The sequence below is a fragment of the Pseudomonas sp. SL4(2022) genome, from assembly GCF_026625725.1.
Classification (GTDB): domain Bacteria; phylum Pseudomonadota; class Gammaproteobacteria; order Pseudomonadales; family Pseudomonadaceae; genus Aquipseudomonas.
Genome location: NZ_CP113060.1, coordinates 513,843 through 529,316 on the forward strand (window position 1 = coordinate 513,843; position 15,474 = coordinate 529,316).

Below are 15,474 nucleotides of genomic sequence, written 5' to 3' on the forward strand. Positions count from 1 at the left end.
TATGACCCTGGAGTCCCTATGCACAGAAGTCCTCCGTTCGCCCGCCGTCCCTGGCTTGCCCTGCTGTTGCTGAGTCCCTCATTGGCGCTGGGCGCAGAACAGCCCGCCAACCAGTTCGACACAGTGACCGTCACGGCCACCCGCACCGAGCAAACCCTCGACCAGGTGCCGAGTACCGTATCGGTGCAGACCGAGCGCGACATCGACCAGAAGAACGTGAAGAACATTCAGGATCTGGTGCGCTATGAGCCGGGCGTTTCCGTTGGCGGCAGTGGTGATCGCTTTGGCCTGTCGGGCTTCACCATTCGCGGTATTGGTGGCAACCGCGTCCTGACCCAGGTTGACGGCATCGGCATGCCGGACGCGTTCTCTTTTGGTGGTTTCCTCAGTGCCAAACGCGATTACGTCGACATCGATACCGTCAAGCAGGTGGAAATCATCCGTGGCCCCGCCAGTTCGCTGTATGGCAGCGATGCAATTGGCGGCGCAGTGAGCTTTCTGACCAAGGATGCCGGCGATTATCTGGACGAAGGCGATGACGTATACGCCCGCCTGAAAACCGGCTATGACGGCAGCGATGACAGCTGGCAGCGCAGCGCCACCTTTGCCGCACGTCAAGGCCAGGTCGATGGCCTGCTGCACCTGGGCCGCCGCGGCGGTCAGGCCACCGACACCCACAGCGGTCAGGGTGGTATCGGTGGCACCCGTGAGCAGGCTAACCCGCTGGACTACCGCACCGACAACCTGCTGAGCAAATTTGGCTGGGATTACAGCGACAGCGGTCGCCTGCAACTGACCTATGAGCGCTACCAGGACAATACCGACACCCGCGTGCTGAGCAACTACAGCAATACCGCCGCCATCCGCACTCAGAATGCAGAAGACCGGGTTGATCGTGAGCGTTACTCTCTCGCCCATACCCTGCAACTCGATACCCTGGTGGCTGATCAGATCCACAGCCAACTGAGCTACCAAGACAGCCAGACCCGCCAGCAAACATTCGAAGACCGCGTGGTAACAGGTCAAGCCCGCTTCCGCACACGGGATTCCTACTACGAAGAAAAACTCTGGGCGTTCAATACCAAGCTGGACAAGGCGTTCAGCATCGGCAGCACGCAACATGCACTGGTCTATGGCCTGGACGTCAAACACCTGAAGAACGCTGACCTGCGCGAAGGCGGAGAAACCGTACTGGCCAGCCGCGTAAATACCCCCGTACTGCCCACTAGCGACTTCCCCGATCCGACCACCAAGGAATACGCGCTGTTCGCCCAGGACAGCATCAGTATCGGCCGCTGGACCCTGCTACCGGGCTTGCGTTATGACCACTACGAAATGCAGCCGCACGTCACCCAGAAGTACCTCAACAGCCAGGCCACGGATCGCAACCCGAGCGATTTCAAAGACTCGGCCATTTCCCCCAAGTTCGGTGTGACCTACCAACTGGACGAGGCCCACAGCGTCTACGGTCAGTACGCTGCCGGCTTCCGTGCCCCCCAGGCGATCGAGATCTTTGGCGAGTTCGCCAACCCGGGCATGTACCGCACCCTGGCCAATACCAACCTGAAAGCCGAAACCAGCGACAGCTTCGAGCTGGGCCTGCGCGGCCAGTACGCCATCGGCAGCTTCGGTGCGGCGCTGTTCTACAACCAGTACGACGACTTTATTGAGCAGGTCAGCCGACCTTCCAGCGTGCCGGGTTTCCCCTTCGGCGAATTCCAATACGTCAACCGTGACCGCGTGACCATTCGCGGCGCGGAAGCCAAAGGCGAACTGTTCCTCGACCAACTGGGCCTGCCGGCAGGCTGGAAAGCCCGTGGCAGCGTGGCTTACGCCCGCGGCAAGGATGAAGGCACAGGCCAGCCGATCAACAGTGTCGACCCGCTCAAGGGCGTCTTCGGCCTGGGCTACAGCGAGCCGAGCGGCACGTTTGGTGGCGAGCTGAGCTGGACCCTGGTGGCGGCAAAAACCCGCGTCGACATGACCCAAACCGCCAATCACGTCGAAACATCGGGTTATGGCGTGCTCGACCTCAACGGCTGGTGGCAGATGACTGATGCCTTCGCCGTGAATGCCGGCCTCTTCAACCTGACCGACAAAGAGTACTGGCAATGGGGTGATGTACGCGGCCTGACCGAAAACAGCCCAAGCCTGGGCCGTTTCAGCCAGCCGGGCCGCCACGCCGCCGTCAATCTGGTCTGGGAAATCTGACCCGGCAACACATCTACCGCGCGATTAACTCGCCGCGACAAAGCGTTCCACTTGGCGCAAGGATGCGCCCTCCTCTTTCACTTCCACGCCAGGGCGGCATAATGCCGACCTGGCGTGGAGGTTCCTATGTTGCGTTTATGTGCACCCGATGAAGTGGCCGAAGGCCAGAGCCGGGGCTTCGCGGTTGCAGGTGAGAAGCTGTTTGCCGTGCGCAAGGACGGTCAACTGTATGCCTATCGCAATCGCTGCCCGCACCGCGGCATCCCGCTGGAATGGCTGCCTGACCAATTTCTCGATAGCAGCGCCAGCCTGATCCAGTGCGCCACCCACGGCGCGCTTTTTCTCATCGAATCCGGCGAATGCGTTGCCGGCCCCTGCGCCGGGCAATCGCTGCAAGAACTTGCTATCCGCGAGGATGATCAGGCCATCTGGGTTGATCTAAATGAAACCTAGAGGCCTGCAGCCTGCAAGCGCTGTGCATGCTCAACAAACAGCTTGACCGGCTCGGCGCCTTTGCCGACCAGGCCGAAGGTCTGATTGATGATGTCGAAGTGATCCAGCGGGTACTGATCACCAATCACCGTGCCCAGGTGTGAGCTGTAGCGTCCGACCATGCCATCGCACTGCCCCACCTCGCGCTGAAAGGTCTTGGCAAACAGGCGGCAGGCAACATTCGGCCCGTCGAAGCGGTTGCCGCCTTTATCGGTGATACCGGGCTGAATGGTGCCGGACCAGGAGTAGTAGCGCACGCCATTGACCTCAGCCGCGCCCTCACCGCCCCAGACCGCCGGCAAGCCCTGCGGATACCGCACATTAAAGGCCGCCACGCCGTCGCGGGTCAGCGATTGCTGCGCCGCAGCTACATCAATCGGCAGTGGCTCGCCTTTATAACCGCGCTCCAGCCAGGCCATGCAACGTGCCACGCCACTTAATAAGACACTCAACACACGCTCACGCAGGCTGCCATGCGGGACTTTCCGTTTGAGAAAATCCGCCAATTCCGAACCATGATTAGGCCCGGCAACCGAGGTAACGGACGCCACCCATTCGGGCTTTAGCGCCGCCGCATAACGGGCGGTCAGGGCGCCCTGACTGTGGCCGATCAGGTGCACCTTGTCGGCACCGGTCCGCTGCATCACGTCAGCAATGCGCAGCAGCAGTTGCTCACCGCGCACCTCGGTGCAATGCACCGGCGACACCAGAACCGGGAACACCACGACCCCCATACGTCGCAGCACCGACACAATGCCGTACCAATACGGATAGCCAAGCAAGCTGATAAACCCGAGCAAACCGGGCACCAACACCAGCGGATAACGGGGAGCAGAAGACGTCATGGGCAACCTTCCTGGTAATCATGTGTTGAACGCCGCCAAGCACTCTCAGCCTATGACCACACTAACCCGCAAAGATTACGCCAGGGTGGCGTCATGCCTGCTGCGGCAACCCGGTAGAAGGCGCAAGGCGATAAATCCAGATACGTGAGAGCACCGTTCTGAACTGATGCCAGAGACTGCCACTGTTATAGACCTGACCATAACGCTCAGCGATCTCACGCACGTCCAAGGCCAACGCCGCATAGCGCCGCGCCGGCAGATCGGGGAACAGGTGGTGTTCGATCTGATGGCTGAGGTTACCGGTTAGGATGTGAAACAGCGGCCCGCCGTTCAGGTTGCTGGACCCGCGCAGCTGACGCAGGTACCAGTGACCGCGACTCTCGCCGACCACGGATTCTTTGCTGAACACCGCGGCTTGCTCGGTGAAGTGACCGCAAAAGATCACCGTGAAGGTCCACACGTTGCGGATCAGGTTGGCCACGGCATTACCGGCGAGCACTGCCGCGGCATTGGCGCCGATCAGCAGCGCCAGCAGCGGGAAGGCCAGGTAATCCTTGCCCCATTGACGCAGCACCTTGACACTGAACTGCCTGATCAGCGGGCGCACCTCGGCCTTGCTCAGCTTGCCTTTGTAGACCTTGTCCAGGCGCAGGTGCTGAATCGCCACCGAATACTGGAACAACACCGCCTGGATCGTCACCCACAGCGGCTGCCAACGGTAGAACGGCTTCCAGCGCTGTTCGGGAAACAAGCGCACCACGCCATAGCCCACGTCATCGTCCATGCCCAGTACATTGGTCCAGGTGTGGTGCACATGGTTGTGGGTGTGCCGCCAGAAGTCGCTCGGCCCGGCGATATCCCATTCATAAGTGCGTCCGGCCAGTTCAGGATCGTTCATCCAGTCGTACTGGCCGTGCATCACGTTATGCCCCAACTCCATATTTTCCAGAATCTTGCCCAGCCCCAGCAGCAAAGTGCCGAGCAGCCAGGTCGGCGGAAACCAACCGAACATCAAAAGCCCGCGCCCGCTCCAGCAACAGCAGCGCACCGCGGCGCGAATCCGGCGGATATAGCGAGCATCTGCCTCGCCGAGATCGGCCAGGGTGCGCTGGCGCAGCGCATCCAGCTCCTGGCCGAATGCATCCAACTCGGCAGCGGACAGGTGACGGTCTGCGCGCATGGGGTTACCTCGCAAGTTAAAGATCAATGTCTACGTCGCTGTGGGCGGCGTTGACGCATAAACGAATCGGTTGCCCCGGCTCACTGAACAGCGCGCCGCTGCGCAAGTCGCGCACCGTGCCACTGAGCAAGGTGCAGGTACAGCTGGCGCAGATGCCCTGGCGGCAACCATGGGCCGGCTGCAAACCCTGCGCTTCAGCCAGCTCCAGCAGGCTGCGCTGGTTGTCGGCCTGCATCTGTTGATGGCTGCGGGCAAAACCCAGGCGTACCGCGCGCAGCCCTTCAACGGCGTTGAACGCAGGAGGGGTAAAAGCTTCCACTTGCAGCGCACCAGGCAACTGCTCGTGCTGCCACCAATGTTGCACCTGCTCAACAAAGCCCGCCGGGCCACAGACCAGTACACGGCGCTGCTGCAACGCGGTGACCGAATGCAGATGTTCAACCGTAAAGCGCCCGGCCAACTGGCCCGGCTCGGCTTTGGCAGCTGTCAGTGACCAGTGCACCTGCAGATTGCCGTACTGCGCTTGCAGCGCCTGCAATTCGGATGCAAAGGCGCACTGGCCCTGCCCACGCACGTAATGCAGCAGCGTGATCGGCGCGCTGAAGCCCTGCGCCAGCGCGACACGCAGCAAGCCCAGCAGCGGCGTAATGCCACTGCCAGCGGCCAACAGCAGGACGCCTTGTTGTGCCTCGGGCCAGCTCAGCTCGCCATACGCCGGCCCAAGCTCCAGCACATCACCCAGCGCCAGCTGCTCCAGCAGATAGGGCGAAACGCGGCCACCCGCCTGATGCTTGATGGCGATCTGCACACAACCATTTGGCTGCACCGCCGTCAGGCTGTAACTGCGGCTCAGGCGTACGCCGTCACGTTCGAGATAGAGCTGCAGGTGCTGGCCCGGCTGCGCACCGCGCCAGTTGCCGTTGGCCTGCAGGGTCAGCTCAAGCATGTCATCGGCCACCCACTGACGCTGGGTTACCCGCGCGAATACCCGATTCAGGCGCAGCGCCGGGTGCAGCAGTTTCAGCCCGGCATCGACATCGCTTTCCCGTAACCAACCATCAGCCACCAGCAGTCGCAACGGCCCTAACAGGCGCAAACACCCGCGCATCCAGGCAAAAGGAATAAGGGCCACGGCAGACTCCAGTGAACAATTGTTCACTAGACTGACAGAGCCAACACCACTCAGTCAACACTCGTACACTCAAGTAAGCTGCGCGCGTGGTTCGACGTCTACAACGCCGCTTTGTTAGAGTGCGGTGCTGAACGCCATGCCGAGCCTCGAAGTTTGAAACCACTACAACCGCGCGCCGAACAAAAACTGCAAACCCGCCACGCCCTGATGGACGCCGCCCGCAGCCTGATGGACAGCGGCCGTGGCTTTGGCAGCTTGAGTCTGCGCGAAGTCGCGCGCTGCGCCGGGATTGTGCCTACCGGGTTCTACCGGCACTTTGACGACATGGATGCCCTCGGTCTGGCCTTGGTGGCCGAAGTGGGGGAAACCTTTCGCGAGACCATTCGCCAGGTACGCCACCACGAATTCGAGCTGGGCGGCGTGATTGATGCTTCGGTGCGAATCTTCCTCGATGCTGTGGCAGCCAACCGCTCACAGTTCCTGTTTCTCGCCCGCGAACAGTACGGTGGCTCACTGCCGGTGCGCCTGGCCGTAGGCGCTTTGCGTGAACGCATCACCGCTGACCTGGTGGCCGACCTCGCGCTGATGCCCAAGCTGCAGCATTTCGATACGCCAGCACAGAACGTGCTGGCCGACCTGGTGGTCAAGACCGTATTCGCCACCCTGCCCGAGCTGATCGACCCTCCGGCCCGTGCCCTGCCGCGCCATGCCACCCCTGAAGCGAAGATGATCGAGCAGCTGCGTTTTATCTTTATCGGCGCCAAACACTGGCAGGGGCTTGGCCAGCACCACACCTGAGCGCACCACAATTGCGCACAGCCATTGCGTGCGCACCAAAGCGCAGCCCTGAATGCCCGATAGTTAAGCACTGCACCCACTGAAGAACCCGCATTGCGCGGCCATACAGCAGTTTGGCAAGGCACTTGCTCTGTAACCGGCATTGTCCTGCCGGAAACTGCCCCATGTTGGTGATCCACCGCCGTATTGCCGCCCAGCCACACTGGGACGCCGAACTCGAACTGAGTTTCGAGGCCCGTAGCAAAAGCCGCCTGCGCTGCTTCAGCCGCACAGGCGAGGATGTCGGCCTGTTCCTCGAACGCGGCCAGCCCGCACTGCACGACGGCGAATACCTGCAAGCCGAAGACGGCCGTATCGCACGTGTGTTCGCCCGCCCCGAGCCACTGCTGCACGTCACCTGCGCCAACGCCTTCGAACTGATGCGCGCCGCCTATCACCTGGGCAACCGCCATGTCGCCCTGCAACTCGGTGATGGCTGGCTGCGCCTACCGGATGACTATGTGCTCAAGGCCATGCTCGAGCAGCTAGGTGCCACGGTGAAACTGATCGAAGCGCCCTACCAACCCGAGCAAGGCGCATACGGCGGCGGCCATCACCACTCCCACGCCGGCGATGCCGAATTCAGCTATGCGCCGCGCCTGCATCAATTCGGTGCACGTAAGTGAATAAAGCCTGGCAGCTACTCCGGCTCGCCAGTCCCCAGCTGCCGATTGGCGGTTACAGCTATTCCCAGGGTCTGGAAATGGCCGTGGAACAGGGCCTGGTCGATAGCGCAGAAAGCGCCCAGCGCTGGATTGCCGATCAGTTGCTGCTCAACCTCGCGCGCTTCGAGGCACCGCTGTTGCTCGCCCATTGCCAGGCCGCAGCCAACGAGGACTGGGCCCAGCTGCGCCGGCTCGCCGAACAGCAACGCGCCAGCCGTGAAACCCGTGAGCTGCGCCTGGAAAGCCGGCAGATGGGCTACTCCCTGCAGCAACTGCTCAGCGGCCTGCCGGAGCTGGATCAGCCGGCGCAGCAACTGTTTAGTGAACTGGACGAACCCGGCCTGGCCGTCGGCTGGGCGCTGGCGGCGCGGGCCTGGCAGATCGCACCGCAGGATGCCCTCGCCGCCTGGCTCTGGGGTTGGCTGGAAAACCAGCTGGCAGTGCTGATGAAAACCCTGCCGCTGGGCCAACAAGCTGCCCAGCGACTGACCTCACACTTGCTGCCGCTGCTCGATCAAGCGCAACACCAGGCTAGCGAGTTAGAACCGCAACACTGGGGCAGCGCCGCCTTTGGCCTGGCCCTGGCGAGCATGGCGCACGAGCGCCAGTACAGCCGTTTATTCCGCTCTTGATGATAAGGAAGACTTGAAGATGAACAGCCAACCCCTGCGTGTCGGCATCGGTGGCCCGGTCGGTTCCGGCAAAACCGCCCTGACCCTGGCCCTGTGCCTGGCCCTGCGCGAGCGCTACAACCTCGCCGTGGTGACCAACGACATTTACACCCAGGAAGATGCGCAGTTTCTGGTGCGCAACCAGGCCTTAGCCCCGGAGCGGATCATCGGCGTGGAAACCGGCGGCTGCCCGCACACCGCCATCCGCGAAGACGCCTCGATCAACCTGGAAGCCGTCGAACAGCTCAACCGGCGCTTTCCGGGTTTGGACCTGATCATCGTCGAATCCGGCGGTGACAACCTCTCGGCCACCTTCAGCCCTGAACTGTCGGACCTGACGATCTACGTGATCGATGTCTCTGCCGGCGACAAGCTGCCGCGCAAGGGTGGTCCGGGCATCTGCAAGTCTGACCTGCTGGTGATCAACAAAATCGACCTGGCCCCACTGGTCGGCGCATCGCTGGACGTGATGGAACGCGACACCCTGAAAATGCGCGGCGAAAAACCGTTCGTGTTCAGCAACCAGAAGGTTGGCCAGGGGCTCGACCAGATCATCGCCTTTATCGAGCAGCACGGCATGCTCAACGCCGCCTGAGAACCCATTCAGTCAAGGAGACACCCCATGAACCTGCGTAAATCGCTCTTCGCCATCGCCCTGTTTCTCAGCCCCGCAGTGGCCTTCGCCCACGCTGGCCACGATCACTCCGGATGGATGGCCGGTTTGGCGCACCCGGTATTCGGCCTCGACCACCTGCTGGCCATGCTCGCCGTCGGTCTGTGGGCCGCGCAGCAATCCGGCGCGGCGCGCTGGGCGCTGCCATTGACCTTTGTCGGCAGCATGCTGGTCGGCGGCCTGCTGGGCTTTAACGGCCTGGAAATGCCGCTGATGGAAACCGGCATCGCCGCCTCGGTATTGGCCTTTGGCTTGCTGGTGGCCGTGGCCATTCGCCTGCCGATGGTGATCGCCATCGCCCTGACCGCACTGTTCGCCCTGACCCACGGCGTCGCCCACGGTCTGGAGCTGCCGGAGCTGGCCAGCCCATGGGGTTATGCCGCCGGTTTCGTGGTTGCCACGGCGGCCCTGCACGCCAGTGGCTATGCCCTGGTGCGTCTGCTGCCCCAAGCCGCTGCACCGGTGGTGCGCGTACTTGGCGCCGCCTCGGCAGTCACCGGCGCCTGGCTGCTGGCCGGCTGAGTTGCTGGCTCGGATGGACGACCAGCGTTCACCTTCATATTGCCAAGCCGCGCTGACCGCAAAGGTCGCTCGGCTGGCGCATTTTGCCTCTCGTGTGGCCTTCATGGCTTTGTCATAGTCGAGGTGTATCAAGCACAGCCTGTCTGACCTGCCTGGAATCCTCCATATGCTTCGCATCATCCGTTTTATTTCAATTCCCTTGATGTTGCTGGCCATCGCCTTAGGCGTGCTGGCACTGACCAGCACGCCAGCCACACCGCCTGCCGTAGTGAGCACACTGGGCGAACAGCCTCTGGTCATCGCTCACCGCGGCGGTAAAGGATTGTGGCCAGAGAACAGCCTATTCGCCTTCGAGCGCGCCAAGGATCTGGGCGTGGACATGCTGGAAATGGACCTGCACCTGTCCAGTGACGGCGAGCTGGTGGTGATCCATGACCGTACGCTGGATCGCACCACCAATGGTGAAGGCCCGGTTGCCGCGCTTAGCCTGGCGCAGCTGCAAGCGCTGGACGCCGGTTACCGCTGGAGTGCCGATGGCGGCCAGAGCTATCCCTACCGTGGCCAGGGCATCCGCATTCCGCGCTTTGCCGAGGTGCTGCAGCGCTTCCCTGAAACACCCAAGGTCATCGAAATCAAGGTTCCGGACGTTGGCATGGAAACGCACGTGTGCGAAGCCCTGACCAAGCACCAGCAACGCGACAAGGTAATTGTCGGTAGCTTCTATGATCGCAGCCTGCAACTGTTCCGCGAACAATGCCCCGGTGTCGCCACATCAGCGGGCCCTGGCTCGGTACGCCTGCTGGTGGCACTCAACTGGGTCGGTCTGGGCAGCCTGCTGTCACCCTCTTACCAGGCATTGCAGATTCCCGAAAGTTACGAAGGCTTGCCAATGGCCACTCCGAGCCTGTTCAAGACTGCCAGCGAGCGCGGCTTGAATGTGCAACTGTGGACCATCAATGAACAGCCCGATATGCGCCGACTGCTCGACCTGGGGGCCAATGCACTGATTACCGACTATCCAGATCGCGCCCTGCAGGTGCTGGGGCGCTCAACCGGCATCAGCGCAGCCCAAGCCGACTAATCATACTGTACAAAAAATAGCCAACCCTACTCAGGCCAGCCCCAGTCTGGCCTGAGCACAGGCATACGCAGGTTATCCACAGATCGCTCCACAGCAACTTGGGATAAGTACTCAGCGAGATGCCTATGCCTTGCCGTAAACCCTTGAAAAAACGTGATTATCGCTTGACTCAGCGAACGTGAAGTGAAGTCAAGAAAGCACACAGCAAGCTGTTCAAAAAACGATCAACCAGCGAAAAGCCAGGCACTCCAAGCCTCGCAAGCAGCCATACCGAAGTTATCAACAGCTCTACCCACAATAGTCGTGGACAACTTCAGCACTGCACCACAACGCCCTGAATAACCAGCTTAAGCTGTTGTTTCTACGTGAAATATTTGACTGATCAAAAAACACACAAGCCCCGCAGACTGCCAGCAGACTAAGCGCACACGCGCCTACACCCACCTTATCCACAGCTCACTCCACAGTCTTTGTGCACAACTAATCATCGCATGCGACTGCACTGTGCATAAGTACAGTCATGGCGACTGACTATGGATGCCATCAATACAATCAACAGTCCGACTGCCGAGCAGCGGCGTATGGTCGTGCCATCACCCAAGGAGATGTGCCATGCCAATCCATGACCTGTTACGCAGCCTGCTCGCCGCCTATGCCGGAGGTGCCAGCGGCAGCAGCGATTAACCCAGCCTTTTTCGTGCAGCACGACAACCGCGTGACGCCAGCCTATGGCTGACGGGCATCGACTCACGTATAAATCTGCGCACTGTCACCTGCTGCTTTATCAGGTGATGACCCCAAAACCACGAAAGGAATCCCCTGCAATGGCCGGCGCTAGCCTGTTAACCCTGCTCGATGATATTGCCGCAGTGCTTGATGACGTGGCAGTGATGACCAAAGTGGCTGCCAAGAAAACTGCCGGCGTGCTTGGCGACGACCTGGCACTGAATGCCCAACAGGTCACCGGAGTGCGTGCCGAACGAGAGCTGCCAGTTGTCTGGGCCGTGGCCAAAGGCTCATTTATCAACAAACTGATTCTGGTGCCGGCAGCCCTGCTGATCAGCGCTTTCGCGCCCTGGGCGGTGACACCACTGCTGATGTTTGGCGGTGCCTTCCTCTGCTACGAGGGCTTCGAGAAGCTCGCGCACAAGTTTCTGCATAGCCACCCCGATAACCAGGCGCAGCAACAAGAACTGCTGCAGGCGGTGGCCGATCCCGAAGTCGACCTGTTGGCATTCGAGCAGAACAAGATCAAAGGTGCGATCCGCACCGACTTTATTCTCTCCGCAGAAATCATCGCCATCACCCTCGGCACCGTGGCCCTGGCCAGTTTCGGCAAGCAGGTCGCGGTGCTCTCGGGTATCGCCCTGCTGATGACAGTCGGGGTCTATGGCTTGGTGGCAGGTATCGTCAAGCTCGATGACGCCGGCCTTTACCTCAACCAGCGCACCGGCGAAGGCCCTGGCCGCCGCCTGCAGCGCGCCCTTGGCCGTGGCCTGCTGCTAACCGCCCCCTACCTGATGAAAGCCCTGTCGATTCTTGGCACCGCCGCGATGTTTATGGTCGGCGGCGGCATTCTTATCCATGGCGTGGACTCAGCCCAACAATGGGTAAATGCACTAGCTGAGGGTGTTGCAGTCAGCAGCGGCCTGCTCGCGGCCTTACTGCCGACCCTGCTTAACGCCGTCGCGGGGATCATCGCCGGGGCCATCGCCCTGCTGCTGGTCAGCCTGCTTGCACGGATCTGGAAAGCCCTCAAGCGCTAATTCGACAGCGGCAGCACCGTGACCTGCACCTCGGGGTCATGGCTGCCGCCGCCGAGAATCACCCCACGCAGCGGCGAAACATCGGCAAAATCACGGCCCCAGGCCAGGGTGATATGTTCCAGCGCCGGGCGGATATTGTTGGTCGGGTCGAAATCCACCCAGCCCTGCTGCGGGCAAAACACCGAGACCCAGGCATGCGAAGCATCGGCACCGATCAGCCGGGGCTGGCCGGGCGGTGGCTGGGTCAGCAGGTAACCACTGACATAGCGCGCCGAAAGGCCCATAGAGCGCAGGCAGGCGAGCATCAGGTGGGCAAAGTCCTGACACACGCCACGGCGTTCCTCCAGCACCTGTAACAGCGGCGTCGCCACCTGGGTGGCGGCGGCATCAAAGCTGAACTCGGCAAAGATCTTCTGCATCAGCCCGTCCACCGCTGCCAGCAGCGGGCGACCGGGGCTGAAGCAATCCGCCGCATACTCGGCAAACACCTGCTTGAGGTGCACATAGGGCGACTCGAAACGAAAACGCGTCGCCTCCAGCACCTCAGGCAACAGTGCCTGACCGCTGTAGCGCAGCGCCGTACGGGCCGCTTCCCAGGGCGGTGACGCCTGCAGCTCCAACGCTGGCCGCGCCAGCACTTCGACCTGCAAGCGCGCACTGACCTTGAGTTCGTTATGCGGGCGCTCGAACACCAGGCGGGTCAGTGGGTTGCCGAACACATCCAGGGCATCCTGGCGCTGGCACGGCTGCGGGCTGACCAGCAGTTGCTGTTCATGGTTACGCTGCCAGGGGCAGGCGCGCGGCCACAGGTGCGCCAGCTGCTGGGCCAGCGACACCGGGCTGGCGTAGCGGTAATGAGTGTCGTGAAGTATCTGGTAGAAGGCGCTGCTCATGAGGATTGCGTCCGTTGGCTGGCGTCGACATGCACAAAGAAGCGCAAGCCTAAACGGTCGGAGATGTCCGCACTGGCCTGGCTGATGCTTTCCAGCAGCCCAGACAAACCATCCAGCACCTCCTGCACGCTCGCCGCGCCAAACAGCGGATTCTCCAGGCTGGCCAGACTAAAGCGCGCCAGTTGCCCTTCCAGGTGTTTCAGCCGGCGCTCGCTGGGCAGCTCGAAGCGCTCGCCCAGGCGCGCCAGCGAGCGCAGCAGGGTGCGCACCTGAAACAGCACGGCATGCGGGTTCTGCTCATCCAACAGCAACAGGTCGAGCACTGGAATCAACTGCGCGGAAGCCAGGTAACGGGTGCGGTAGGTGATGCTGCTGTTGCCCAGCTCCAGCAGCCATTCCAGTGCCGACTGGTCCTGCGCTGCGCTGCTACGCAGAAAGTTCGCCAAGCTGTCGCAGAGAAACTGCAGACGCTCGATACAGCGGCCGATCATCAGAAAGCGCCAGCCGTCATCACGGGTCATGTCATCCAGGGCAAAGCCTGAGAGCGCCGCCAGAGACAGCAGCAGACGGTCGAGAAAATCCAGTAACTCGCCGAAGTCGGCCTGCTCGCAGCTCAACCCCTGGGCCTCACGCTGTAATTCGAGCAGGGCCTGCCAGTTGGCCTGGGACAGCTTGCCGCGCACGCTGCCAGCCACCCACTGCAAGCGCTGTAGATTACCGCGCAGGCTGTCCGGCCAGTCCTCGCCCAGTAGCGCTTCAAGCAGGCGCTGCTGCAGTTCGCCGCGCTCGGCATCCGGCAGCAAGCCCAGGCTTTCGGCCAGGCTCAAGGCGGTTTGCAGGGCTTGCGGGTCATCGTCGTCATCCACATAGCGCGCCAGCATGATGCGCAGCAGCCGCGCACCGTCCTCGCAGCGTTCGCTGTAGCGGCCGAACCAGTAGAGGTTTTCCACCACCCTTGAGGGCAGATAGGGGTCACTGCGCACCAGATCGGCCACGCCCAGCGGGCGCAGCCATTGCCAGGGCTCGCCGCCGGCATGCCGTTCACCGAGCACCCAGGTGTCCTTGCTGGCACCGCCGCGCTGCATCGACACCACTTCGGCGTCAGCTTCGGCGGCTACCCGGGTCAGGCCGCCGGGCATGACCCGATAACCGTCGGCACTCGCCACGGCGAATACCCGCATGCCGATGGCGCGCGGCGCCAGTTGGCCTTCTTCAGGCTGCCAGACCGGGGCCTGCGACAGCTGCGCCAGCGCCTGGGCAACATAGGCGTAAGGCCGCGCCTTGAGCCGCTCAGCCAACTCAGCGCGCTGCGCTTCATCCAGATCGCGGCCAAACACCGGGGCAAAACTCTGCGAGGGAAAGCTGGCGCGCACCAGCAACTCGTCGAGCTGCTCCAGAGCCTTATCCAGCACCGGCGGCTCGCCGCACCACCAACTGGCGACACTCGGCAGCAGCAGTTCTTCGCCCAGTAGTTTTTCTGCGATGGCCGGCAGAAAGCCCGGCAAGCCTGGAGATTCCAACACGCCACTGCCGAGGGCATTGGCCACCAGCACATTGCCTTGGCGCACCGCTTCGAGCAGGCCAGGCACGCCGAGGGCCGAGTCGGTGCGCAGCTCCAGCGGGTCGCAGAAGTCATCATCCAGACGGCGCAGCACCGCATGCACGCGGCGCAGGCCGGCCAGGGTCTTCAGATAGACCTTGGCATCGCGCACAGTCAGGTCGCTGCCTTCCACCAAGGGATAGCCGAGCTGGCGCGCCAGGTACAGGTGCTCGAAATAACTCTCGTTGAAACGCCCAGGGGTGAGCAGCACCACCAGCGGTGTTTCACTGCCAGCCTGGGCCTGGCGCGCCAGGGTGTCCTGCAGGGTACGGAAGAAACCGGCCAGGTACTGCACGCGCAGATCGCGGTACAGCTCGGGAAAGGCGCGCGAAACAATCTGCCGGTTTTCCAGAGCATAACCGGCGCCAGACGGCGCCTGGGTGCGGTCGGCGGTGACCCACCAACGACCATCCGGCGCACGGGACAGGTCCACCGCATACAGGTGCAGATAGGTGCCGCCGGGCGGCTGCACACCCTGACAGGGCCATAAGTAGTTGTTGTGACCAAACACCAGCTCAGCCGGCAACAGCCCGTCGGCCAGCAGTTGCTGTGGGCCATACAGGTCGGCCAACACGGCATTCAGCAAACCGGCACGCTGCGCCACGCCGGCGGCGACCTGCTGCCATTCTTCGGCCGGGATCAGGTTGGGCAGCAGATCCAGCTCCCACGGCCGGTCGGCGCCATCGGGGTCGGCGTAGACGTTGTAGGTCACCCCATTTTCCTGAATCTGCCGCGCCAGCAGAGCCTGGCGCTGGGCCAGCTGCGCCGGGCTGCTGCGCTGCAAACGCTCTAACAGCAGGCGCCAGTGCGGGCGCACCTGACCGTCTGCGTCGAACAGTTCATGGTAAGCCCCTGGTGTCAGGGGGTAGTCGGCAAGCAGGTCGGGCATGGCAGGCTCGATAAGAC

Annotated in this window: 14 protein-coding genes; 9 read left to right on the forward strand and 5 right to left on the reverse strand. The window is 62.2% G+C overall.

What is annotated here, in order from left to right; genetic code table 11:
• Positions 1-18: 18 nt before the first annotated feature.
• Positions 19-2,211 (forward strand): TonB-dependent hemoglobin/transferrin/lactoferrin family receptor, encoded by a 2,193-nt coding sequence (locus tag OU997_RS02480; protein ID WP_267808788.1) that lies wholly within the window; start codon positions 19-21, stop codon positions 2,209-2,211.
• Positions 2,212-2,337: 126 nt separating this feature from the next.
• Positions 2,338-2,664, forward strand: a complete 327-nt coding sequence (locus OU997_RS02485) for a Rieske (2Fe-2S) protein (protein WP_267808790.1) — start codon at positions 2,338-2,340, stop codon at positions 2,662-2,664.
• On the opposite strand, the gene OU997_RS02490 is transcribed toward OU997_RS02485, so the two are convergent.
• The 3 genes from OU997_RS02490 to OU997_RS02500 all read right to left on the reverse strand — a co-directional run bounded on the left by OU997_RS02490 (position 2,661) and on the right by OU997_RS02500 (position 5,860).
• A complete protein-coding gene (locus tag OU997_RS02490) occupies positions 2,661-3,548 on the reverse strand; it encodes an esterase/lipase family protein (protein WP_267808791.1) in 888 nt (295 codons plus the stop codon). The two genes, OU997_RS02485 and OU997_RS02490, sit on opposite strands and share 4 nt — an antisense overlap.
• Before the next feature lie 91 nt (positions 3,549-3,639).
• Positions 3,640-4,728 (reverse strand): fatty acid desaturase family protein, encoded by a 1,089-nt coding sequence (locus OU997_RS02495; RefSeq protein WP_267808793.1) that lies wholly within the window; start codon positions 4,726-4,728, stop codon positions 3,640-3,642.
• 16 nt (positions 4,729-4,744) lie between these two features.
• Positions 4,745-5,860 carry a ferredoxin reductase gene (locus OU997_RS02500; RefSeq protein WP_267808795.1) on the reverse strand — a complete coding sequence of 372 codons (1,116 nt, stop codon included), beginning with the start codon at positions 5,858-5,860 and terminating at the stop codon, positions 4,745-4,747.
• Positions 5,861-6,067: 207 nt separating this feature from the next.
• Between OU997_RS02500 and OU997_RS02505 the strand changes: the two genes are divergently transcribed.
• The 7 genes from OU997_RS02505 to OU997_RS02535 all read left to right on the forward strand — a co-directional run bounded on the left by OU997_RS02505 (position 6,068) and on the right by OU997_RS02535 (position 12,075).
• Positions 6,068-6,658 (forward strand): TetR family transcriptional regulator, encoded by a 591-nt coding sequence (locus OU997_RS02505; RefSeq protein WP_108488668.1) that lies wholly within the window; start codon positions 6,068-6,070, stop codon positions 6,656-6,658.
• A gap of 164 nt (positions 6,659-6,822) precedes the next feature.
• Entirely contained in the window at positions 6,823-7,323 is a 501-nt protein-coding gene (gene ureE, locus OU997_RS02510; RefSeq protein ID WP_108488645.1) for an urease accessory protein UreE, read from the forward strand.
• Positions 7,320-7,994, forward strand: coding sequence for an urease accessory protein UreF (locus OU997_RS02515; protein ID WP_267808797.1), 675 nt, complete (start codon positions 7,320-7,322; stop codon positions 7,992-7,994). The genes ureE and OU997_RS02515 overlap by 4 nt, the downstream gene beginning before the upstream one ends.
• A 19-nt stretch (positions 7,995-8,013) precedes the next feature.
• On the forward strand, positions 8,014-8,628 hold the full coding sequence (gene ureG, locus OU997_RS02520; protein WP_267808799.1) for an urease accessory protein UreG: 615 nt from the start codon (positions 8,014-8,016) through the stop codon (positions 8,626-8,628).
• A 27-nt stretch (positions 8,629-8,655) separates the two neighbouring features.
• Positions 8,656-9,228, forward strand: coding sequence for a HupE/UreJ family protein (locus OU997_RS02525; protein ID WP_108488642.1), 573 nt, complete (start codon positions 8,656-8,658; stop codon positions 9,226-9,228).
• 166 nt (positions 9,229-9,394) lie between these two features.
• Positions 9,395-10,309 carry a glycerophosphodiester phosphodiesterase gene (locus OU997_RS02530; protein WP_108488641.1) on the forward strand — a complete coding sequence of 305 codons (915 nt, stop codon included), beginning with the start codon at positions 9,395-9,397 and terminating at the stop codon, positions 10,307-10,309.
• Positions 10,310-11,133: 824 nt separating this feature from the next.
• Positions 11,134-12,075: a DUF808 domain-containing protein gene (locus OU997_RS02535; RefSeq protein WP_108488640.1), complete on the forward strand. Its 942-nt coding sequence runs from the start codon at positions 11,134-11,136 to the stop codon at positions 12,073-12,075.
• Here OU997_RS02535 and OU997_RS02540 read toward each other — a convergent pair.
• Positions 12,072-12,968: a transglutaminase family protein gene (locus tag OU997_RS02540; protein WP_108488639.1), complete on the reverse strand. Its 897-nt coding sequence runs from the start codon at positions 12,966-12,968 to the stop codon at positions 12,072-12,074. The genes OU997_RS02535 and OU997_RS02540 overlap by 4 nt on opposite strands.
• Positions 12,965-15,457 (reverse strand): circularly permuted type 2 ATP-grasp protein, encoded by a 2,493-nt coding sequence (locus tag OU997_RS02545; RefSeq protein WP_267808802.1) that lies wholly within the window; start codon positions 15,455-15,457, stop codon positions 12,965-12,967. Before OU997_RS02545 ends, OU997_RS02540 begins: the two co-directional genes overlap by 4 nt.
• Positions 15,458-15,474: the final 17 nt, after the last annotated feature.

Bases quoted from the DNA above. Each gene is read 5' to 3' on its own strand.
- OU997_RS02495 (WP_267808793.1), bottom strand. From the start codon at position 4,728: ATGCGCGCAGACCGTCACCTGTCCGCTGCCGAGTTGGATGCATTCGGC.
- OU997_RS02505 (WP_108488668.1), top strand. From the start codon at position 6,068: ATGGACGCCGCCCGCAGCCTGATGGACAGCGGCCGTGGCTTTGGCAGC.
- OU997_RS02525 (WP_108488642.1), top strand. From the start codon at position 8,656: ATGAACCTGCGTAAATCGCTCTTCGCCATCGCCCTGTTTCTCAGCCCC.
- OU997_RS02490 (WP_267808791.1), bottom strand. From the start codon at position 3,548: ATGACGTCTTCTGCTCCCCGTTATCCGCTGGTGTTGGTGCCCGGTTTG.
- OU997_RS02485 (WP_267808790.1), top strand. From the start codon at position 2,338: ATGTTGCGTTTATGTGCACCCGATGAAGTGGCCGAAGGCCAGAGCCGG.
- OU997_RS02535 (WP_108488640.1), top strand. From the start codon at position 11,134: ATGGCCGGCGCTAGCCTGTTAACCCTGCTCGATGATATTGCCGCAGTG.
- ureE (WP_108488645.1), top strand. From the start codon at position 6,823: ATGTTGGTGATCCACCGCCGTATTGCCGCCCAGCCACACTGGGACGCC.
- OU997_RS02540 (WP_108488639.1), bottom strand. From the start codon at position 12,968: ATGAGCAGCGCCTTCTACCAGATACTTCACGACACTCATTACCGCTAC.
- OU997_RS02545 (WP_267808802.1), bottom strand. From the start codon at position 15,457: ATGCCCGACCTGCTTGCCGACTACCCCCTGACACCAGGGGCTTACCAT.
- OU997_RS02530 (WP_108488641.1), top strand. From the start codon at position 9,395: ATGCTTCGCATCATCCGTTTTATTTCAATTCCCTTGATGTTGCTGGCC.
- ureG (WP_267808799.1), top strand. From the start codon at position 8,014: ATGAACAGCCAACCCCTGCGTGTCGGCATCGGTGGCCCGGTCGGTTCC.
- OU997_RS02480 (WP_267808788.1), top strand. From the start codon at position 19: ATGCACAGAAGTCCTCCGTTCGCCCGCCGTCCCTGGCTTGCCCTGCTG.